18 protein-coding genes and 1 tRNA gene are annotated in these 20269 nt (G+C 68.7%); 8 read left to right on the top strand and 11 right to left on the bottom strand.

Going from position 1 to position 20269, the window contains the following annotated elements:
• Window positions 1–3: 3 nt before the first annotated feature.
• Genes ACFQZV_RS07815 through ACFQZV_RS07805 form a run of 3 tightly spaced genes read right to left on the bottom strand, consistent with a single transcriptional unit; the run spans window position 4 to window position 3554 of the window.
• Window positions 4–270: a DUF3039 domain-containing protein gene (locus ACFQZV_RS07815; RefSeq protein WP_378750031.1), complete on the bottom strand. Its 267-nt coding sequence runs from the start codon at window positions 268–270 to the stop codon at window positions 4–6.
• Window positions 271–321: 51 nt separating this feature from the next.
• Window positions 322–1890, bottom strand: coding sequence for a hypothetical protein (locus ACFQZV_RS07810; RefSeq protein ID WP_378750033.1), 1569 nt, complete (start codon window positions 1888–1890; stop codon window positions 322–324).
• Window positions 1866–3554: an ATP-binding cassette domain-containing protein gene (locus tag ACFQZV_RS07805; RefSeq protein WP_378750035.1), complete on the bottom strand. Its 1689-nt coding sequence runs from the start codon at window positions 3552–3554 to the stop codon at window positions 1866–1868. Before ACFQZV_RS07805 ends, ACFQZV_RS07810 begins: the two co-directional genes overlap by 25 nt.
• Before the next feature lie 194 nt (window positions 3555–3748).
• Between ACFQZV_RS07805 and ACFQZV_RS07800 the strand changes: the two genes are divergently transcribed.
• Window positions 3749–4441, top strand: a complete 693-nt coding sequence (locus tag ACFQZV_RS07800) for a phosphocholine cytidylyltransferase family protein (RefSeq protein WP_378750037.1) — start codon at window positions 3749–3751, stop codon at window positions 4439–4441.
• 96 nt (window positions 4442–4537) lie between these two features.
• Complete coding sequence (locus ACFQZV_RS07795) at window positions 4538–5917, top strand: maltokinase N-terminal cap-like domain-containing protein (RefSeq protein ID WP_378750039.1); 1380 nt, start codon at window positions 4538–4540, stop codon at window positions 5915–5917.
• A 6-nt stretch (window positions 5918–5923) separates the two neighbouring features.
• Here the strand turns inward: ACFQZV_RS07795 and ACFQZV_RS07790 are convergent, their stop codons facing one another.
• Window positions 5924–7213 carry a CDP-glycerol glycerophosphotransferase family protein gene (locus ACFQZV_RS07790; RefSeq protein ID WP_378750041.1) on the bottom strand — a complete coding sequence of 430 codons (1290 nt, stop codon included), beginning with the start codon at window positions 7211–7213 and terminating at the stop codon, window positions 5924–5926.
• A 110-nt stretch (window positions 7214–7323) separates the two neighbouring features.
• On the opposite strand from ACFQZV_RS07790, the gene ACFQZV_RS07785 reads away from it, so the two are divergent.
• A complete protein-coding gene (locus ACFQZV_RS07785) occupies window positions 7324–8349 on the top strand; it encodes a glycosyltransferase family 2 protein (protein WP_378750410.1) in 1026 nt (341 codons plus the stop codon).
• 4 nt (window positions 8350–8353) lie between these two features.
• On the opposite strand, the gene ACFQZV_RS07780 is transcribed toward ACFQZV_RS07785, so the two are convergent.
• From ACFQZV_RS07780 to ACFQZV_RS07770, 3 genes are read right to left on the bottom strand one after another with little or no spacing between them, the layout of a single operon-like run.
• Complete coding sequence (locus tag ACFQZV_RS07780; protein WP_378750043.1) at window positions 8354–9799, bottom strand: CDP-glycerol glycerophosphotransferase family protein; 1446 nt, start codon at window positions 9797–9799, stop codon at window positions 8354–8356.
• Window positions 9796–11070 carry a CDP-glycerol glycerophosphotransferase family protein gene (locus tag ACFQZV_RS07775; RefSeq protein WP_378750045.1) on the bottom strand — a complete coding sequence of 425 codons (1275 nt, stop codon included), beginning with the start codon at window positions 11068–11070 and terminating at the stop codon, window positions 9796–9798. The genes ACFQZV_RS07780 and ACFQZV_RS07775 overlap by 4 nt, the downstream gene beginning before the upstream one ends.
• A 48-nt stretch (window positions 11071–11118) precedes the next feature.
• A complete protein-coding gene (locus tag ACFQZV_RS07770; RefSeq protein WP_378750047.1) occupies window positions 11119–12702 on the bottom strand; it encodes a S1C family serine protease in 1584 nt (527 codons plus the stop codon).
• A 117-nt stretch (window positions 12703–12819) separates the two neighbouring features.
• Here ACFQZV_RS07770 and ACFQZV_RS07765 point away from each other — a divergent pair, with 117 nt between their 5' ends.
• A complete protein-coding gene (locus ACFQZV_RS07765; protein WP_378750049.1) occupies window positions 12820–14022 on the top strand; it encodes an aminotransferase class I/II-fold pyridoxal phosphate-dependent enzyme in 1203 nt (400 codons plus the stop codon).
• A 13-nt stretch (window positions 14023–14035) separates the two neighbouring features.
• Here ACFQZV_RS07765 and ACFQZV_RS07760 read toward each other — a convergent pair whose 3' ends face one another.
• From ACFQZV_RS07760 to ACFQZV_RS07745, 4 genes are all read right to left on the bottom strand, one after another.
• On the bottom strand, window positions 14036–14842 hold the full coding sequence (locus tag ACFQZV_RS07760; protein ID WP_378750051.1) for a carbon-nitrogen hydrolase family protein: 807 nt from the start codon (window positions 14840–14842) through the stop codon (window positions 14036–14038).
• On the bottom strand, window positions 14842–15345 hold the full coding sequence (locus ACFQZV_RS07755; protein WP_378750053.1) for a DUF6328 family protein: 504 nt from the start codon (window positions 15343–15345) through the stop codon (window positions 14842–14844). Before ACFQZV_RS07755 ends, ACFQZV_RS07760 begins: the two co-directional genes overlap by 1 nt.
• A gap of 227 nt (window positions 15346–15572) precedes the next feature.
• Window positions 15573–15646: transfer RNA gene (locus tag ACFQZV_RS07750), tRNA-Met, on the bottom strand.
• Window positions 15647–15673: 27 nt separating this feature from the next.
• Window positions 15674–16159, bottom strand: coding sequence for a MarR family winged helix-turn-helix transcriptional regulator (locus ACFQZV_RS07745; RefSeq protein ID WP_378750055.1), 486 nt, complete (start codon window positions 16157–16159; stop codon window positions 15674–15676).
• A 78-nt stretch (window positions 16160–16237) separates the two neighbouring features.
• Between ACFQZV_RS07745 and idi the strand changes: the two genes are divergently transcribed.
• Genes idi through crtI form a run of 4 tightly spaced genes read left to right on the top strand, consistent with a single transcriptional unit; the run spans window position 16238 to window position 20269 of the window.
• On the top strand, window positions 16238–16789 hold the full coding sequence (idi, locus tag ACFQZV_RS07740) for an isopentenyl-diphosphate Delta-isomerase (RefSeq protein ID WP_378750057.1): 552 nt from the start codon (window positions 16238–16240) through the stop codon (window positions 16787–16789).
• Window positions 16786–17841: a polyprenyl synthetase family protein gene (locus ACFQZV_RS07735; RefSeq protein WP_378750059.1), complete on the top strand. Its 1056-nt coding sequence runs from the start codon at window positions 16786–16788 to the stop codon at window positions 17839–17841. The genes idi and ACFQZV_RS07735 overlap by 4 nt, the downstream gene beginning before the upstream one ends.
• Window positions 17838–18722, top strand: coding sequence for a phytoene/squalene synthase family protein (locus ACFQZV_RS07730; protein WP_378750061.1), 885 nt, complete (start codon window positions 17838–17840; stop codon window positions 18720–18722). Before ACFQZV_RS07735 ends, ACFQZV_RS07730 begins: the two co-directional genes overlap by 4 nt.
• The gene (gene crtI, locus ACFQZV_RS07725) at window positions 18719–20269 is read left to right on the top strand and encodes a phytoene desaturase family protein (RefSeq protein WP_378750063.1); all 1551 of its coding nucleotides are present in this window, start codon (window positions 18719–18721) and stop codon (window positions 20267–20269) included. The genes ACFQZV_RS07730 and crtI overlap by 4 nt, the downstream gene beginning before the upstream one ends.

The raw sequence follows: 20269 nt of genomic DNA, 5'->3' as shown, positions 1-20269 counted from the left end.
GCGTCAGCTCATGAGGGATTCGTAGATCTCCTTGCACGTCGGGCACACCGGGAACTTCTCCGGATCGCGACCCGGCGTCCACTTCTTTCCGCACAGTGCCCGCACCGGCTTTCCGGTGATCGCGGATTCGAGGATCTTGTCCTTCTTGACGTAGTGCGAGAACCGCTCGTGGTCACCCGGCTCGATCGCCTCTTCTTCGAGAAGCTCCTCGAGCTCCCGGTCGAGGGTCGCAGTGCCACCGGATTCAGGGCTGTCGAGGGGTGTACTCATACCGGGCATTCTAACCGCGAGACCGTCGGCCCGCCCGGGTGGCGCGGGCCATCAGGTCGACTCGGCGAACTCCATGATCCGGCCCGCGCGACGCGAGAACGCGAGAGCGCCGATCGCAACGCCGACGATGAGGACGCCCAGCCCGATGCCGATACCGCCCCACATCGCGGTATCGGACATCGCCGGGTCATCGATCAGCGCCTCCCACGCCCACAGCAACACCGGAGTGGAGACCGCGATCGATCCGACCATGACGAGCGCCTGGGCGATCGCACCGCCCGATCCCGTGCGCTGCGGCTGCTGGAACGGGCTCTCCCCCGGGCGAGACACGGCGTACGGGGCGACGACGGACGCGATGCTCGACAGCCCGAGCGCGGCGAAGAAGAGCGAGACGCTCACACCGGCGAGTGCCGGAAGCAGACGCCAGTCGCCGTTCAAAGCGATGACCACCGGAACGGCCACGGCCAGCAACGGCACGCCCAGCAACAACACCGGCACCAGTCGTCCGACACGATCGGCCACGCCGTGGACGCCCCCGGCGATGTGCATCCACACCGCGCTGGAGTCGTAGGCAAGGTCGTTGTGGGGCAGCCAGCCGAGGAACAGTGCGGCGAACGGCACGGGAACGAGCACGGCGATCTCGAACGGCACGCCCGCGATCAACAACGGGATGACCGTGACGACGGCGGCGATCGGCACGACGACCAGGTTCACGAGGTAGCGGCGGTCGCGCGACCAATACAGGAGGCTTCGCGCCGCGATCGCCCCGGCGGGCGTTCCCGGAGTCAACGAGAACCACCCGAGCCCGGCACGTTCACGCACACTCACGGGACGTTCGGTCGTCGAGAGAAGGCGCCCGGCCGTCCACCGCCACGCGAACCACAGCGCGGCGACGGTCAGTGCCGCCATCCCGAACACGAGCCAGGAGTCGGTTCCGCCTTCGGCGACTTCACCAGGAAGAGCCCAGGCCGCTCCGAGAGGGGTGAGGGCGAGCACCGCGGCTGCGTCGGCGAGCGCAACGGGAACCTGACCGTTCCACTCTTGTGACGCGACGAAGACCGCGGTCGGAACCACGATGACGACGATCGCGAGACCGAAGAGGCCGGTGAGTTCGCGCGAGCGGCGCTCCTTGACGAACAGCGCCGAAAGGCCGAAGCAGACGCGAGCGAACAGAACGCAGGTGAGCGAACCGAGCACGACGCTGAGCACGCCGATCGTCCACGCCACATCCTGTTCGCCCCACGCGACGGCGCCGGCGACGGAGACCACGATGAGGGAGAGGATCGGAACGCTGAGGAATCCGGCCAGCACGAGGGTCGCCGCCAGCGACCCCGAGCCGAGGGCCAGGACCCCGAATCGACGCGGATCGAGCGGGTCGTCGCCCCCGGCGATCACCGGAGCGAGGACGAAGCCGAGCGTGAGTGCGGAGCCTGCGAGGACCGTCACCACGAAGAGGACGTCGGCGGGACCGTCGGCCAGCGACGTCAGCGCCCAGCACGCGGCGATGACCGCGGCCGCGAGGACGATCAGGCCGACACCGGCGCGCGCGGCGTGACCGACCCCTCCGCGCAGGGCGCCGACCAGCAGCGCCAGCCTCAGTCGGAGAACGTGTGCAGCCACTCCAGGCCCTCCACGTCGCCGATGCCGCCCGCGAGCTCCATGAAGCGCTGCTCGAGGGTGAGCTCACCGCGCACCTCGTCGATGGTCCCCTCGGCGAGAACCTGGCCGGCGACGATCACCGCCAGGCGTGTGCAGACGCGTTCGACGAGGTCCATGCCGTGGCTGGAGAGGATGACCGTGCCGCCGTGATCGACGTAGGCGGTCAGGATGTCGAGGATCACCGAACTCGACACGGGATCGACCGCCTCGAACGGTTCGTCGAGGACGAGGACCCGGGGAGAGTGGATCATCGCGCCCGCGAGCATGATCTTCTTCAACATGCCCGCGGAGTAGTCGGCGACGACGCGGCCCAGCGCATCGGTCAGGTCGAACACACGTGCGAGATCGACGGTACGGCTCTCGACGAGGGCCGGCTTCAGCCCTCGAAGCACGCCGTAGTAGTACAGCAGCTGGCGACCGGTGAGCCGATCGAAGGTGCGAAGTCGATCCGGCAGCACGCCCATCAGTCGCTTCGCCGCGCGCGATCCCGAGGGAAGATCGTCGGCGCCCACGCGGATGTCGCCCTTGTCGGGAGCCAGAAGGCCCGCGATCATCGAGAGCGTCGTCGTCTTGCCCGCACCGTTCGGGCCGACGAGTCCGTAGAAGGTGCCGGCGGGAATCGTCAGGTCGATCCCTTCGACGGCTCGAGTCTCACCGAACCGCTTCGAGACGCCGCGGAGGGTGAGCATCGCGCCATCGGCACCGTCGGGCTCGTCCGCGTCGTCACCGAGGACGGATGCCAGGGCCACCGCGGCGGGGTCGGAGTCGATGTCGTTGGCGGTGGCGTGATCGGCACGTTCGTCAGCCGTCGAGTCTTCGAGGGTCGCGTCTTCGGGCCGCACGTCGTCGGTGGGCGCTTCTCCAACCGGCGCGTCGTCGGCGAGTCCTTCGCCGGCGGGCGCTTCGTCGGCAGGCACGTCCGGCGCCTCCGCGGCAGGCACCTCGTCCGCTGGTGTCTCTTCGGCGGGCACGTCGTCCGTGGGCGCGTCGGTTGCGGGGGTGTCCTCGACAGACGGCTCGTCGGAAGCGCCGTCGCTCGACGCTTCGGCCGAAGTCTCCTCGGCCATCTGATCGTCCGTCACCGGCTCTTCGGTCGCGTGCTCGTCCGTCACCGGCTCGTCGGCTGACGCGGCGCTGTCGGCAGCGGGCGTGATCTTCGACGCCTCCTGGACGGCCTCCGTCTCTTCGGCGGTCGACCCTTCGGCATCGGGTGTGGGTAGCGCAGGTTTGGGGGGAATCTCGTCGGCCGATGCCTGTGGAAGGTCCGGTCGCGGCGGGATCACGAGATCGTCCTCGCCCGTCGGGCGCGGTCCGACGAACTCAGGAGGAAGCGGCGGCGGCGGCCCGGGAGTCGTCGCTGCCGAGCCGGAGTCCTTCGCGCCCGGCCTGCGCGCTGCGGCAGAGCGGGGCTTCGACGCGGGACGCTTTTTCGCAGTCGCCGGACGCTTCTTCTCCTGGCCCGCGCCCTTCTTGGCGTTCGACGCGGCACTCTTCTTCGCGTTCGTTCCCGGCCCCGAACGTCCTCCGCTCGAGATTTCCACGATGTTCGTGTCTCCCGAGTGCGCGCTCGAGCCCGTTTCGTCGTTCGGCTGCGGCTCGTGCGGCATCGGAAGGGAGGCTGTCACCGTACAACGGTATCAACCCACTCCCCACTTACCCGAGTCGACGAACCGCAAGTCACCCGCGGCGTAATATCACGAAACGAAAACGGTGGTCACGCATTATGCACACTCCCAGACACCACCGCTACCATGAACCCGGCACGAAGGAGTGTCGATTCGGTGAACCGCCGATGAACCTCGCACTCCAGGAGCAGACTGTGACTCTTCAGACCGTCATTCTCGCCGCGGGCATGGGCTCGCGTCTCGGGCGGAGCCTGCCCAAGCCGCTGACCGAGCTCTCGGACGGCCGCAGCATCATGCAGCAGCAGCACGACAACATCCGCGCCGCCTTCGGAACCGTCGCGCGGATCACCACCGTCGTCGGCTACCGCGCCGAGACCATCGTCGAGGCCTTCCCCGACGTCGATTACGTCTACAACGACCGGTACGACCAGACCAACACGTCCAAGAGCCTTTTGCGCGCCCTGACGAAGACCGGGCGCGCAGGCGTGCTGTGGATGAACGGTGATGTCGTCTTCGATCCGCGCATCCTGGGACGGGCGATCGGCCTCATCGAGCGTGAACAGTCATTCGTCACCGTCAACACCGCCAAGGTGAGCGATGAGGAAGTCAAGTACACCGTCACCCCCGACGGGTTCGTGTCGCAGCTGTCCAAGACCGTCGACGGCGGCATCGGTGAAGCCGTCGGCATCAATTTCATCGCCGCTCGCGACAAGCGCGCGTTCATGCGTCAGTTGTCACGCGTCGACGACCAGGACTACTTCGAGCGCGGCCTCGAACTGGCCATCGCCGAGGACGGCCTGCGCCTGCGCCCGATGGACATCTCCGACCTGTACGCCGTCGAGGTCGACTTCGCCGAAGACCTCGAGCGCGCGAACCTTTTCGTCTGAGCGGAGCACCGACGCGCTCCTCTGCCGCGCCGGTAACGCTGCAAGCGCTTGCAGAGCTGCTCGACACCGCTCGCGGTGAGGCATACTCTCGCACCTATGGACAGTACGCTCGCGTGCCTTGCTGCATGGATGCCGCGGCAACGCTGGTACGCGGCGAAAGGCCGACCACCGAGCCTGCGCTTGGTCGCCTGGTGGGAGATGGACGCGCCGTCGGCAGAGCCCGACACGAGCATCCGCACCTACCTGGTCGCCGACGAGGGAGCGCTTCCCGTCGTGCTCTACCAGATCCCGATCGTCGCCCGGGCGACCGCCGATGTGGACGCCCCGCCTGACCACATCGTCGGTAGCCCCGAACCCGGCACCACCTTCATCGACGGAGCGTTCGACCCCGCCTACACCTCAGCCCTCGCACGGCTCGTCACGGAGGGTCGGCGTGGCGCGGGTCCGCAGGCGGAAGCGACGGGCCATCCCGGCCCGGATGCCGCCCACGCCGATCCCGACGACGCGCGGGTCCTGGTCGGCGAGCAGTCCAACACATCGATCATCTTCGGCGGGGTAGACGGCGGCCCGCCGATGATCTGCAAGCTGTACCGGCAGGTGCACCCCGGGTTGAACCCCGATATCGAACTCGCGTCGGCGCTCGCACGCGCCGGGTCACCGGCCGTCCCCCGCGCCCTCGGCTTCGTCGAAGGGCGCTGGCCCGACCTGGCGACGGCGCACGGCTCCGTCACCGGGTCCCTCGTCTTCGCGCAGGAATTCCTCCCCGATGTCGAAGACGCGTGGCGGGTCGCCCTCGCGGCGGCGGCCGCGAGTGAAGACTTCCGCGAACCCGCCCGAGCGCTCGGCGCCGCCACCGCCGAGGTGCACGTTGCGCTGGCAGGCCTCTTCCCCACCGAGCGGATGGACGACGAAGCACGCGCCCTCACCCGTGCGACGTGGGAGCGCCGGTTGGGCATCGCGATCGCCGAGGTACCGCAGATCGCCGACCTGCGTGGGCGTATCGAAGCGGTTTACACGCAGGCCGAGTCAGCCCTCTGGCCCGACGCCCAGCGCATCCATGGCGACTATCACCTCGGCCAGGTGCTCCGCGTGCGCACCGGTGCGTGGATCCTCCTCGACTTCGAGGGAGAACCACTGCGCCCCATGGCTGAGCGACGCCGGCCCGATCTCGCTCTGCGCGACATCGCCGGCATGCGGCGATCATTCGACTACGTCGCCGGATCCATCCGCCTCGACGACCCGAATCGCGCTGCCGAGAGCACGCGCGCCTGGGCGTCGTCGGCGCGCGACGCCTTCCTCGACGGGTGGGCGACGGTCACCGGGGTCGACCTCGACGCTGCCGCTCCCCTCCTGGCGGCACTCGAACTCGACAAAGCCCTCTATGAGGCGATCTATGAGTCGCGCAACCGCCCGACGTGGGTCTCGATTCCGCTGCGGGCCATCAGGCGCCTCGTCGAACACGTCGCGCCGCGGTGAGCGGCGTCAGGCGACGGGGTCGTCGTCGAGCTCCGCTTCGTCGGTCTCGGTCAGGTCATCGCCCGACGCGTCCAGAGCGCGCACGTGCCACCGCTCCCACTCGTCCATCAGGTGTTGCACGGCGCCGTGGAACCGCTGCGTCGCCGCCCCCGGCGCCGTGTCGCCGAAGTAGTGCCGCACCCAGTGCTCGAGGCGCGCCGTCGCATCGGGGTCGGACAGCACCCGGGAAACCTGCTCGATGATCGCCGGGGCGTCCGCGGCATCCAGCCACTCACAGGCCGAGAGGTAGCCGTGCATGTCGACGGCGGCCTCGGGGTCGACGGGCCGGGTGATCAGCAGCGGACGGTCGGCGGCGAGGCGGTCGTAGACCATTGCCGAGATGTCGACGACGGCCACGTCGGCCGCCGCGAGCTGCCATCCGAGCTCCGGTCCGTCGTCGAACACGTGCTGCGCCGCGGGATCGGCCGCGTTGGCGGCGGCGATCGCCGACACGATGCGCGCGTGAGCGGCTCCGTACTCCCTGTTCACGACCCCCGACCGAGGGTGCGGGCGATAGATCAATCGGTGGTCGGGCGAGGCAAGGACGGCCCGCGCGAGACTCTCACCGTGCGTGACGATGGATCCGTAATGGGCAGAGGGACGGTCGCCCTCCCACGTCGGCGCATACAACACGACCGTCCGACCATCGGGTGTGTACGGCAGGAGCCCCGAATAGTGGTCGGCCTGCGGGCGTCCGATCTCGATCGTGCGCGCCTCGACGTCGTAGTCCCACAGCACACGGGTCAACCGCTCGCGCGCGGCATCGCCGGCGACGAACGCGTAGTCGTACGCCTTGTACTGGTTGGTCGTCATGTACATCTTGTCGGACTCGCCGTGGTTGATGAACACGTGCCACCGTCGCCCGTAACGGAACATCTGGAAGTTCCGAGTGTTCTGGTTGACGTAGAGCACGACGCGGATGTCCTGCGTTGCGAGGTACCGTTCGAGATCGCGCACCGTCGGGACGAACGCCGTCGGAAGCACACCCTCGGCGGCAAGGGCGCGCGCTCCGGTCGCGGCGCGGCTGAGGACGACGACCGGCCAAGTCTTGGCCAGTTCCTGCAGCGGGCGGTACCACTGTCGCATCTGGTACATGTTCACGTCACCGTCCGCGAAATAGACCGCGACCCGGAAGTGATCATTCGGATGCCGTGGAGCCGCCGCAAGCGCGCGACGCGCTGACTTCGCCGCCGAACGGTTCGTCACCGCCTTGCGTACGAGCGCGACCGCTTTCTTCACGTCGGAGACGACTGCCACCCTTCCAGGGTACCTACGGCAGCACGTGACATGATCAAGTCGTGCATGAGGTGGATCGCGGACGGCGTGACGCCCCCGCCGTCCCCGAGGACGCGGGGGTGTCGTTCGTCATGCCCGTCCTGAACGAACGCGGCTACCTCGAACCGGCGGTCCGCACCGTGTTGGCGCAAGATGTCGAGCGCCCCATGGAACTGATCCTCGCGTTGGGCCCGTCCACCGACGGCACCAACGAGCTCGCACGCCGACTCGCGGGCGAGGATGACCGCATCCGGCTTGTGGACAATCCCGAAGCCGACATCCCGATCGGACTCAACCTCGCCATCCGCGCGGCGTCGTATCCGACGATCGTGCGGGTCGACGCACACTCGGAACTCGAACCGTCCTACGCGCGGCGCGCTGTCGACACGCTCGACCGCGTCCGCGCGGCGAATGTCGGCGGCGTCATGCGGGCCGAAGGCCGCACCCCGTTCCAGCGCGCCGTCGCACGTGCCTACAACTCCCCCATCGGTCTCGGTGGCGGCGCCTATCACGGGGGCACGACGGAAGGAGAAGCCGAGTCGGCCTACCTCGGCGTGATGCGCCGGGACGTGCTCGCCGAAGTGGGGCTGTTCGATGAGACGATCCGCCGCGGCGAGGACTGGGAACTCAACCTCCGCATCCGTCGCGCGGGCTACCGCGTGTGGTTCGACCCCACCCTCGCCGTCACCTACTGGCCGCGCGAGAGTTGGTCGCGCCTGGCCCGACAGTTCGTCGCCACCGGTCGATGGCGAGGCGAACTGGTGCGCCGCTTCGGTCGCGGCAACTCCCTGCGGTTTTTCGCTCCTCCGCTCCTGGTCGCCGTCATCGGCGTCGCGATCGTCGTCGCCGTGTTGCAGGCGGCGGGCGTCGTGACCGGATGGTGGGCGCTGGCGACATCCGTCGTCTATCTGCCTCTCGTCGTCTACATCGCCGTCATCGTCGGCGTGGCGGTGGGTCCGGGGGGAGGCAGCGGATGGCGTGACAAGCTGTGGACGGCGGCGGTCCTACCGACGATGCACCTCTCGTGGGGCTCGGGTTTCATCGTCGGTCTGCTGCGTGGGGCCGACGACACGGTGGACACCTCACGCCTCGCCGACCGCAATACGCCGCTGCCCTGACCCGTCAGTCGATATCGACGAATCCCTGATCGAGGATGCGCGCGACGACCCGCTCGGCGGCGTGCCCATCGTCCCTGGCGTTGAAGCGCGCCCGCCAGGCGTCGTAGCGCTCGGCGTACACGGCAGGGTCGTGTGCGGTGATCGCCTCGACGAGTTCTGCGTGCGAAGACACGACGGCACCCGGCGCATGGGCGGCGAGATCGAAGTAGAAGCCGCGCAGTTCGCCGCGATAATGCTCGACGTCCGGTGTCAGGAAGAACATCGGCTTGCCCGTGACCGAGAAGTCGAACATCACCGACGAGTAGTCGGTCACCAACATGTCGGCAGCCAACAGCAGACGCGATGTATCGGGGAACCCCGTGACATCCAGAACCCTGGGACCTTCGGCGTCACGACCCGGTTGGATCGTGCGCGAGTGTCCCCGCACGAGCACGACCGCATCGAGTTCGCGCGCCAACGCGGAGGGGTCGAGGAAATCGACGATCTCCTCGCGGTCATCGCGCCAGGTCGGAGCGTAGAGCACGACCCGCTCGTCGGGACCGATCCCGAGGTCGACGCGCGTCCGCCCGTCGTCACCCACCGTGAGGATGTCGTTGCGGGGATACCCCTCGACCCAGATCGGTCGTGTGAGGAATGCGTACGCCTTGCCGAGGATGCGCGCCGCATAGGGGTTCTGCGCCAGAAGAACGTCCCAGCGGCGAGACTCCCGCGCGACCGCGAGCATGCGTCGAGGGTCGAATCCCGGCCGGTGCAGAGCCAGTCGCTTGAGGGGCGTGCCGTGCCACGTCTGCACCACGATCTGGCCGGTGCGCCGGGAGAACCGGCGGCGCAGCCAGTCGTTGACGACCAACAGACGCGAAGCTCCACGTGCCCGCCACCAGTCGGGGCTGCCGTCCACCACGGGGATCGCCCCCTCGGGCACGGGCACCGACATGTCGACCACGCTCCAGTACCGGGTCACGCCCGGTGCGCGACGCGCCAACTCACGATCGATCGCCAGCGGGTTGCAGCTGGCGTTGCGGCCGTAGAAGCTCTCGAAGAAGACGGCGTTCTCGAGCCCGCCCGGCCGCGTCGCGTACCGCCGCTCCAACGCGTCCTGCCCTTCACCCGAGTCGTAGGCGGGGTGGACCGGAGGGCCGATGCGTACGGTGCGTCCGTCCAGGCACGCGCGCAGAACACCCAGTTGCGTCCACGCGATCGGCGCGGGATCGTCGGGGTCGATCCCCTCGATCGCCAACTCGTAGGTTCCCGTCGGCACAGGTAGCGCCGGACCGCCCCACCGTGCGGCGACCAGCGGAATCACCGCGCGCCACGTCTTGCCGCGGCCCGTGATACGAGCCGTCGTCCGGGCGCGCGGCCCCACAAGCGTCACCGAGTCCGGACGCGGGCCCGCACCGGACAACACCAGGCGTGGGGCTTCGCCCTCGGTCTCGAACCGCGCATCGGTCATCGGCGTCCCCTTCGGCGGTCGTCCTCGGCGATCCCCGCCAGGATCGCACGCAGAACCCGCTCGGTGTTGTTCCCGTCACGGAACGCGTGCACGTGTCGGCTGAGATCCTCCGAGCGGCGGCGCTCGTAGGCGTGCACGTCGTCGTCGGTCAGCACAACGCGCAGGCGGGTGGCCGCGGCGAGCCACGTCGTGGGAACGGCCTCACCCGCGACATCCGCGAAGCGCCCGTAGAACCCCCTCGTGCGCGCGTACTCCTCGACGTCGGGCGCGAGATAGACGACGGGAAGGGCGACGAGGCCGGCATCGTAGGCCAGCGACGAATAGTCGGTGATCAATACGTCCATGCCCGGCAGAAGTGGCGTGATGTCGGGGGCCACGTCACTGCCGAGAGGGCGCACGCGCGTGGTCTCCAGCGGTGGCACATAGGCGCCCGCGCCGAGCGGGTGGGAACGCACGATCAGCGTCGCATCGGCGTCATCGAGCACACCGATGATCTCACGCCATTCGGCCGCGGTCGGCACCGCCGGATCGGGGGCGCCATCACGCCACGTCGGGGCGTACAAGACGAATCGCGAGGCGACGTCGGCACCGGTGAGCCGATGGATGTCCTCTCGGGCTCGCGTGCGTCGCCACTCGGGGGCCCCCTGCGACAGCACATCGACGCGGGGCTCACCCGAAACGACGATGTGGGCATCGGACAACCCGAAAGCCGATTCCAGCCGCCCGCGCACGAGATGCGATGCCGCCGGCAAGATGCGGATGCGACGCGCCGCGCCGGCGAACATCGTCCGCAACACACGCCGGGCGAGTCCAGCGACGAAGGGCGCGCGTTCGATGGCCTGCGGAACGCGAAGCGTCTCCGGCGAGTCGAGACCGATGCGTTTCAGCGGGATGCCGTGCCACAGCTGCACGATGAAAGCACCCGAAACGGCGTAGCGGTTCACGTCGCCGAATCCGTGCGTGACCACCACGACCCGTGCACGCGCCGTACGCCAGAACCCCCGCCACGTCCCCTTGCGCACGTGCGGGATGCCCGCCGCATCCGCGTGTTCGGCTTCGCTCTCAGACCCGACGAGCCACGTGGACGCGATCCCCGCGGCGTCTGCCGCGCGCCACAGCGCGAGCGCACCGTCACCGATCCCCGCGCCGCATCCGAACACCCAGGCGGCCCGTGAGCGCGGGATCATGAACGTGGCGATGCGTCCCAGGACATACAACGGCACGGCGGCGAGCTTGCGCGCATTCCCCGCGCCGAATGAGAAGGACGCCACCCCGCGAGCCTATCGCGGGGTGGCGTCCTTGATCCGACGCGGGAGCCGTTACGGCAACTCGCCGAGGACGACGTCGATCGTCTGCGTGCGGCCGTCGCGCACGAACGTGACCGTCGCATCGCTTCCCGCAGCGGCCGCGCGCACCTGCGCCGTCAGGTCGACCGAGTCGGTGATCGGCAGTCCGTTGAACGCGGTGACGATGTCACCCTCCCGCAGGCCCCCGGCTTCGGCGGCGCCGCCGGAGACGACCTCGGCGATGTATGCGCCGGTGATCGTGTTGCCCTCGACGTACGCCGCCGACTGGACGCTCGCACCCAGGAGGCCGTGGCTGGCCGATCCATCCGTGATGAGTTCCTCGGTGATCCGCTCCACGACGTTCGACGGGATCGAGAAGCCGACGCCGATCGATCCTGCCGCCTCACCCGAGGTTCCGCCGGTCGAGGCGATGGCGACGTTGATTCCGATCAAGCGCCCTTCGGCGTCGACGAGTGCACCGCCGGAGTTTCCCGGGTTGATCGCGGCATCCGTCTGGATCACCGAGATCTTGATGCTCTCCGCGGTCTGCGCGCCGCTTTGCCCCTGACCGAAGTCGAACGAGAAGGGAGGAGCCTGCTCATCCTCGCCGAGGTCTTCGCCTTCTGTGGCATCGGGAGCAGCCGAGGAGGCGATCTCGATCGACCGGTTGAGCGCGCTGACGATGCCGGTCGTGACGGTGTTCGCCAACCCCAGCGGCGCACCCACCGCGACGGTCGTGTCGCCGACATTGAGGTCTGCCGAGTCGGCGATCTCGATGGGCGTCAGAGCCTCGGCGCCGACGAGCTTGATGACGGCCAGGTCATAGAGGGGGTCGGTCCCGACGATCTCGGCATCGAAGACCCGACCATCGGATGTCGTCACACGCACGGCGGCGTCGCCGGTGGCACCGTCGAGCGTCACGACGTGGGTGTTGGTGACGACGTAGCCGTCCTCCGTCAGAATCACGCCCGATCCGGTACCCGAACCGCCTTGACCGGCCGCTTCGATCGTGACCACACTCGGCACGACCTTCGCGGCGATGGCCGTGGTCTGCGTCACCGAGTCGGCGTTGTTGACCGTCACCGTCGAGGGACCCGAGGCCGTCGACGTCGTCTCCGGCGCGAAGAGCGTCGCCCCGGCATAGGCTCCGCCCAGACCCGCCGACCCGCCGACGAGCGCGGCAGCGACCAACAGCGCCACGACCTTTCCCGCGCCGATCTTCTGCCGCGGAGCGGTCGCCGCAGGCGCTACGCCGGTGGGCGTGCCACCGAGAGGCTGCGTGGGCTGTTTGTCGCCCGTCGCACCGAAGGCCGAGCCGTGGGCGTCGGGGGCGCCCAGCGGCCGGCCGGCGTACGGCGTCCCGGCGTATCCGCCGGTGGGCCGCTGTGCGGGTTGACCCGCCGCCTGACCGTGAAGGACGTATCCCGCGGGGGGAACCGGCGGCGCGGGGGGAACCGGGGGTGCCACCGGGCTCTGGGGCGCGTCCGCGGTCGACGCGGGGGCGTCGACAGGCTGCGCGGTACCCTCGGCCGGGATATTGCTCGAAGCGGGGGTCTCCGCCGGGTGGGCGCTCTCGGGGGTCTCGTCAACCGGGCGGTCGTCCTGCGTGTCGCTCATGGGATGCTCCTTCTGCCAAGCACTGTCCACCATGCCGCTCGATCCTGTGCGCTTCCTATGGTGCGGATGGGATCGGACTATGTGATCGGCCTGTACAAGGCGAGTACCGTGAACAGGATGCATCAGATCCCCGGCGCCTGGCGGCGCACCGCGCAGGGGGCCGGTCTCGTCGACGCCGACGGCACCATTCGCCCCACCATCTTCGCCGAGATGTCGGCCCTGGCGGCCGAAACCGGCGCGATCAACCTCGGACAAGGATTTCCCGACGAGGATGGTCCGACCGTCGTGCTCGAGACCGCGCGACGGGCGATCGCCGACGGTGTGAACCAGTACCCTCCGGGACGCGGCACCTCCGATCTGCTTCATGCGATCGCCGAGCACCAACAGCGCTTCTACGACATCGCGCTCGATCCGCACCGCGACATCCTGGTCACCGCGGGCGCGACCGAAGCGCTCGCGGCCACGCTCCTTGCCCTCATCGACGGCCCCGACGACGAGATCGTCGTGTTCGAGCCCTTCTACGACGCCTATGCGGCAGCCGCCGCACTCTCGGGGGCGCGCCTGGTGACGGTGCCGTCGCGTTGGCCCGATTTCCAGCCCGACCTCGACGAACTCTCGCACGCGGTGACCGACCGCACGCGCGTCATCCTCGTGAACGACCCCCACAACCCCACAGGCGCCGTCTTCTCTGCCGAGGTACGCACGGAAATCGTGCGGCTGGCGGAGCACCACGACGCGATCATCGTGACCGACGAGGTGTACGAACACCTCGTGTTCGACGGTCGACATGTGCCGATCGCGTCAGAACCGGGTGCCTGGAGCCGCACGGTCACGATTTCGTCGGGAGGGAAGACCTTCGCCACGACAGGGTGGAAGATCGGCTGGCTGAGCGGCCCCGCGCCACTGGTCGACGCGATCCTTGCGGTGAAGCAATACCTCACCTACGTCAACGGAGCCCCGTTCCAACCCGCGATCGCTACCGGACTGCGCATGCCGGACGATTTCTTCGCCTCGATCGCGGGCGCGCTGCGCGACAAGAGCGCGATCCTCGGTGCGGGTCTGCGTGCGGCGGGGTTCGACGTGTCCACGCCGTCCGGTTCGTACTTCACCGTCGCAGATGCTGCCCCGCTCGGCGCGACCGACGCCGATGAGTTCTGCCGTGCCCTCCCCCGCCGTACCGGCGTCGTGGGCATCCCCCTGACCGCGTTCAGCACGCCTGAGGGACGCTCCGAGGTCGCCACACTCGTGCGGTTCGCCGCCTGCAAGCGCACGGACGTGATCGAGCAGGCGGTGGGACGCCTGGCGCTGCTCCGTTCCTGACCAGGCCCCGGCGTCAGTCTCGCGGGACGACCGTATAACGGCGCAGCGCGAGCGCGGGGTTCACCCGGCGCACACGGCCGACCGCCGCGGGATCGAGATGGGCCACCGCCACATCCGTGGAGGAGCCGACCCCCGCCATCTCGACCCCCTGCGGATCGATGATCGCGGACAGCCCGACTCCCAGCGGGGGCGGATGATCCGCGGCGGCCACGAACACGGTGTTCTCGATCGCCCGTGCTGCAAGCAGCGTCTTCCAGTGATGCTCCTTGAGCGCACCCCGCACCCACTCGGCCGGCACGAGTATGACCTCGCAACCGGCGTCCACCAGCGTGCGGGCAACCTCGGGAAACCGAAGGTCGTAGCACGTCATGAGCCCGACCGTCAGCCCGTCGACGGTGAAGGTCTGCGGGTCGGCCAGCGCTCCCGGTTCGACCCAATCGGACTCCCGCTGGCCGAAGGCATCGTACAGATGCTGCTTGCGATACGACGCGACGATGCCCTCTGCGCCGACGGCGACCACCGTGTTGCGGACGCGCCGTCCGTCGTCCGCGCGTTCGAGGAGACCGGCCACGATATGAAGGTCATGGCGCTCGGCGATGCGGGCCAGCTCTCGCGTGAACGGCCCATCGAGGTCCTGGGCGTGCGCGAGGAGAGACTCGTCGAACGGATCGATGAAATAGCTCGAGTACTCGGGGAAGACGACCAGCCGCGCGCCGCGCGCCGCGGCGGTCGCGGCGAGATCGGCGATCGACTCGAGGTTCGCCGCCTCGTCGGCCATCGGCGCGAACTGCGCGACACCGATCGCGGTGGTTTCCGACATCATTCCTCTTCCTTCTGAAACCGGGTGATCGAAGGGACGGCGACCCACAGCCCGAGGAGGATGATGCCGAGCGCGGCCGCTGCCCACCACATCGAGGCGCCACCCACGACCACGTCGAAGACGAACGCGACGACACCGATGAGCAGGAGGGACACCGTCACCAGACAGATGACGAGCGCGATGTGTCCGAACGTCACGACAGAGGGCTTTGCGCGCTTTCGGAACAGCCAACGGTGCGCCGCGACCGGTGCGAGGGCGACGATCGCACTGAGTGCCGAGAGCACCACGAGGGCGAGATAGAAGGCGCGCTGGGCCGCAGTGAGATCGGCGAACGCGGGTTGGAACGCAAGCGCGAGCAGAAAGCCGGTGAGGATCTGTGTGCCGGTCTGGAGCACCCGCAGCTCCTGCAGCAGATCGATCCAATTGCGGTCGGCGCGTTCGTCGGACGACTCGTCGCGCCCGTCCGGACGGGTATCACCCGTGTTCGCAAGCGGCGTTCGCATCCCTTTATCTTCGCCGCACGCACCGGCAAACAGCAACGGCGTGTCCCTCCGACCGCGAGAATTGCTTCTGAGCGTGAGAATTACCCGCCGTGAGAATCACCCGCAGCGGGCGATTATCGCCACGAAGTCGGAGTCTCGCGGACCTGGGTGCGCATGGCGACGGGTGGCTCCGCGGGGAAAGGCGAAGGCCCCCGATCGGGAAATCCCAGATCAGGGGCCTTCATTTGTTGCGGGGGCAGGATTTGAACCTACGACCTCTGGGTTATGAGCCCAGCGAGCTACCGAGCTGCTCCACCCCGCGGCACAAGTAAAGAGCCTAGCACGGGAATCACTGCGTCGCATCTCGAGGCGGGTCCATCGCCCCCGACACCTCGTCGAGGAACCGCGTGACAAGTCCCAGCTCTCGCTCGTCGTACCGTTCGGCAACGCGACGCATGACCGCCAGCCGCTCCCCGAAGTGGCGGAAGAATTCCGCTCGGGCATCGGGCGTGAGCGCCACGATCCGCGCGCGACGGTCATGAGGATGCGGGCGGCGTTCCACGAAGCCTGATTCTTCAAGTCGGTCGATGAGCTTCGTCGTGGAGGCGGTCGAGATCCGCAGATGCGCGGCGACATCGCGGGGACTGACGGGAATCCCCTGCTGTTCCCGCATCGTCAGCATCCGCAGCGCCGCGAGGTCGGACGCGTTCATGTCCATGTCGCCCTTCATGCCACTGTGCATGCGATCCATGGCGTCACTGAAGGCGCGTACGGCGAACAACACATCGAGCACTGCGTGCCCGTGCGGAGTCTGCGGTGCTGCTCTTCGGGTCATATGGACACCCCCTGGTCCTCCGTTGTAGCATCGACCGAGAGGTGATCGCTAGCTAATCTAGCGAATTAGGAGGACGTGATGACGGACATCGACGAGGTCATCCTGCTCGACGACGACGGAAACGCCATCGGCGCGGCGCCCAAGAGCAGCGTCCATGGAACAGACACCGCACTGCACCTGGCCTTCTCCTGCCACGTGCTCAACGACGCCGGCCAGGTGCTGGTGACGCGCCGGGCGCTCGGAAAGACCGCCTGGCCCGGAGTGTGGACGAACTCCTTCTGCGGGCACCCGCGACCGGCCGAGCCTGTCCTGTCGGCCGTGCACCGCCGAGCGGAGTTCGAGCTGGGGATCACTGTCACCGACATCGAACTCGCCCTCCCCCTCTTCCGCTATCGGGCAACCGACGCCAACGGCATCGTCGAACACGAGGTCTGCCCGGTGTACACAGCGCGGACATCGGATGACCCGACGCCCAACCCTCACGAAGTCGTCGATATGACCTGGGTGGACCCCGCCGACCTCGGCTCCTCGCTCGAGACGACCCCCTGGGCGTTCAGCCCGTGGCTCGTCTTGCAGGCCCGCCAGCTGCGACTTTTCGAACAGCCCGTGGCGCAGCGACGAGCCTCATGATCGACGTCCGCGACCGGACCCGGATCGACACGGCGATCGCCGAAGCCCTCGACCGCACCCGCACCCAGGCAGCACGCCTCGGTGGCGGATTCGAAGCCCTCGGTGACGCGATCGCCCGCGCCGCGACGGGGGGCAAGAGGTTTCGTCCCGCACTCGTCACCGCAGCTTTCGAGGCGTTCGGCGGCGACATCGACGACTCTCCCGAGGTCTACCACGTCGCCACCGCGTTCGAGTTGCTGCACACCGCGTTCGTCGTGCACGACGACGTCATCGACAACGACACCGAACGTCGCGGCATCCCGAACATCGGCGGCGAGTTCCGCGAGCGCGCCCGCCGCGCGGGAGCCGGCGACTCCGGTGCGGCGCGGCTCGGCGACACCGCGGCGATCCTCGCCGGTGACCTCCTCCTCCACGAATCCACTCGCCTCGTCGCCACCGCCGACGTCGACACGGCCACCCGCCGTACCCTCTTGGATCTCCTCGACGACGCCGTCTACGTCTCCGCTGCCGGAGAGCTCGCCGATGTCGAGAACAGCGTCATCCCCGCCGACACCCGCGCCGACGAGGCACTGGCGACCGCGTTCAACAAGACGGCGGTGTACTCGTTTCGCGCACCCCTCGCCGCCGGTGCCGTCCTGGCCGGAGCGCCCGCGGACGCACGACGTGTGCTCGAGGCCGCGGCGGGCGACCTCGGGCTGGCGTTCCAGTTGGTCGACGACCTCATCGGAGCCTTCGGCACGGCCGCCGATGCGGGGCGCGAGAGCGGTGCCGACCTGCGCGAAGCGAAACAGACGCCCCTGGTGGCACTCGCCCGCGAATCGACAGCGTGGGCGCGCGTGAACGACGCCCTTCTCGTCGCCTACACCGGCCCCATCGCCGTGCGCGACGCCCAGCGCGAACTCGAAGCCAGCGGTGCGCGCGAACGACTGCGCGATCTGATCGACGACACACTGGCGCGCGTGCGCCGTACGGCGGACGACGCGGCCCTCCCGGCCGAGGCGACGCTGTTGCTCGATCGGCTCGCCGACCGCATCGCAGGGAGGGTGCCATGACCGATCGCGGTGTGCGCCACGGTGAGCCGACCGGGTTGGCGCTCTATGACAAAACCGCAGCGGATGCGGCGGCCACCGTCATCGCACGCTATTCCACATCGTTCGGACTCGCGTGCCGCCTTCTGGGCGCCCGCGTACGCCCCCACGTGCGCAACGTCTACGCGCTGGTACGCGTGGCGGACGAGATCGTCGACGGATCCGCCGAAGCGGCAGGGCTCTCCGCCGACGACGCGAAGAAGGTGCTCGACGGACTCGAACGCGAGACCCTCGCCGCCATCGACAGCGGGTTCAGCGCCAACCTCGTCGTGCATGCGTTCGCCCGTACGGCGCGCGAGTGCGGCATCACCGAAGACCTCATCGGCCCCTTTTTCGCCTCGATGCGCACCGACCTGACGACGACAGCGCACGACGCGGCATCCCATGACAGCTATGTGTACGGCTCCGCCGAAGTGGTCGGGCTCATGTGCTTGCAGATCTTCGTGAACGCCGGTGCAGATCGACCAGAGCCCGCACCCGCCCACCTCGTCGAGGGCGCGCGGCGCCTGGGCGCGGCGTTCCAAGACGTCAACTTCCTGCGCGACCTCGACCACGACGAACAGTCGCTCGGGCGTGACTATCTCGCGATCGACGACGCCGAGGGCCGCACCGCCGTACTCGACCGCATCGATGCCGATCTCGCGGCGGCGGCGGCGACCGTCCCCGACCTCCCGAGCGACTGCCGCCGCGCCGTGACCGCAGCCCACGATCTGTTCGCGGCCCTGTCGACCCGACTGCGCCGCACCGTCGAGAAAGGACGACGCGTGCGCGTTCCCGATCCCGTGAAAGCCGCCATCATCGCCCGCGCCGTCATGCGCGCGACGCCGCGGGAGCATCGGGCATGAGCGACCGATCAGCCATCATCATCGGAGGCGGAATCGCCGGGCTCGCCACCGCGGCACTCCTCGGCGCCGAGGGGTACCGCGTCACCCTCGTCGAAGCGCGCGATGACCTCGGCGGTCGAGCAGGTTCTTGGGAACACCTCGGCTTCCGATTCGACACCGGACCGAGCTGGTATCTCATGCCCGAGGTGTTCGACCACTTCTTCGCACTCCTCGGCACATCCGCTGCCGAACAGCTCGACCTCGTGCCGCTGGATCCGGCGTACCGCGTGTACAGCGAAGGACACGCTCCGATCGATGTCCGTTCCGGGCGTGAGAACGCCCGTGTCCTCTTCGAATCGCTCGAGCCCGGCGCGGGCGAGACGCTCGACCGGTACCTGGACTCGGCATCCGACGCGTACCGCCTCGCGGTCACACGCTTCCTCTATGACACCTACGAGACCACCGCGGGCTTGCGCGATCCCGCGCTCCTCAAGCGCCTCCCCACCCTTGCCCCGCTGCTGACACGCACGCTGGCCTCGCACGTCGAACGCCGGTTCAGCGACATCCGCCTGCGCCAGGTGCTCGAATACCCTGCGGTGTTCCTCGGTGGGTCCCCCTATGGCGTCCCGAGCCTCTACCACCTCATGAGCCACCTCGACCTCGAAGAGGGCGTGCTCTACCCCCGCGGCGGCTTCACCGAGGTCATCGCCGCGATAGAGCGACTCGCCCGTGCGCAGGGCGTCGATATCCGCACGTCCTCTCCCGTCGCCGAGATCACCACGACGGATGCGCGGGCCACCGGCATCCGTCTCGCCGACGACACCCGACTCGAGGCCGACATCGTCGTCTCGACCGCCGATCTGCACCACACCGAAACCGCCCTCCTGCCCCCTCACCTGCAGAGCTACCCGGAGAGCTGGTGGGAATCACGCACGCCGAGCCCCGGTGCCCTGCTCATCCTCCTCGGCGTCGACGGTGAACTCCCCCAGCTCGCCCATCACACCCTCGTCTTCACCCGAGACTGGCGAGCGAACTTCGGTGACATCTTCGGGCGCGACACCCGCATCCCCGACCCCGCGTCGTTCTACGTCTGCAAGCCCAGCGCGAGCGACGACACCGTCGCCCCCGAAGGCACCGAGAACATCTTCGTGCTGGTCCCGATCCCCGCCGACCCCTCCCTCGGCCACGGCGGCGTCGACGGCGCGGGCGACGACGTCATCGAGCGCGCCGCCGACGAGGTCATCGCCCAGATGGCGGACTGGTGCGACATCCCGGATCTCGCCGAGCGCATCGTCGTGCGGCGCACGATCGCCCCCGCCGATTTCGCATCCGACCTGAACGCGTGGCGCGGCAACTCGCTCGGACTCGCCCACACTCTGCGCCAGAGCGCCATGTTCCGTCCGCGCAACGCCTCGCGCAAGGTCAGCGATCTGTTCTACGCCGGAACGTCCGCCCTCCCGGGGATCGGGCTTCCGATGTGCCTCATCTCCGCCGAACTCGTCGTCAAGCGCCTCCGTGGAGATCGTTCCGCGGGCCCGCTGCCGTCACCGCGGCATGCGAGCCTATAA

Source organism: Microbacterium koreense, assembly GCF_042677105.1.
Lineage (GTDB): Bacteria > Actinomycetota > Actinomycetes > Actinomycetales > Microbacteriaceae > Microbacterium > Microbacterium koreense.
This window is presented reverse-complemented; position numbering and strand designations above follow the sequence as displayed.

Bases quoted from the DNA above. Each gene is read 5' to 3' on its own strand.
- ACFQZV_RS07815 (WP_378750031.1), bottom strand. From the start codon at position 270: ATGAGTACACCCCTCGACAGCCCTGAATCCGGTGGCACTGCGACCCTC.
- ACFQZV_RS07780 (WP_378750043.1), bottom strand. From the start codon at position 9,799: ATGACCGATGCGCGGTTCGAGACCGAGGGCGAAGCCCCACGCCTGGTG.
- ACFQZV_RS07735 (WP_378750059.1), top strand. From the start codon at position 16,786: ATGATCGACGTCCGCGACCGGACCCGGATCGACACGGCGATCGCCGAA.
- ACFQZV_RS07765 (WP_378750049.1), top strand. From the start codon at position 12,820: ATGCATCAGATCCCCGGCGCCTGGCGGCGCACCGCGCAGGGGGCCGGT.
- crtI (WP_378750063.1), top strand. From the start codon at position 18,719: ATGAGCGACCGATCAGCCATCATCATCGGAGGCGGAATCGCCGGGCTC.
- ACFQZV_RS07760 (WP_378750051.1), bottom strand. From the start codon at position 14,842: ATGTCGGAAACCACCGCGATCGGTGTCGCGCAGTTCGCGCCGATGGCC.
- ACFQZV_RS07745 (WP_378750055.1), bottom strand. From the start codon at position 16,159: ATGACCCGAAGAGCAGCACCGCAGACTCCGCACGGGCACGCAGTGCTC.
- ACFQZV_RS07795 (WP_378750039.1), top strand. From the start codon at position 4,538: ATGGACAGTACGCTCGCGTGCCTTGCTGCATGGATGCCGCGGCAACGC.
- ACFQZV_RS07730 (WP_378750061.1), top strand. From the start codon at position 17,838: ATGACCGATCGCGGTGTGCGCCACGGTGAGCCGACCGGGTTGGCGCTC.
- ACFQZV_RS07755 (WP_378750053.1), bottom strand. From the start codon at position 15,345: ATGCGAACGCCGCTTGCGAACACGGGTGATACCCGTCCGGACGGGCGC.
- idi (WP_378750057.1), top strand. From the start codon at position 16,238: ATGACGGACATCGACGAGGTCATCCTGCTCGACGACGACGGAAACGCC.
- ACFQZV_RS07770 (WP_378750047.1), bottom strand. From the start codon at position 12,702: ATGAGCGACACGCAGGACGACCGCCCGGTTGACGAGACCCCCGAGAGC.
- ACFQZV_RS07785 (WP_378750410.1), top strand. From the start codon at position 7,324: ATGCCCGTCCTGAACGAACGCGGCTACCTCGAACCGGCGGTCCGCACC.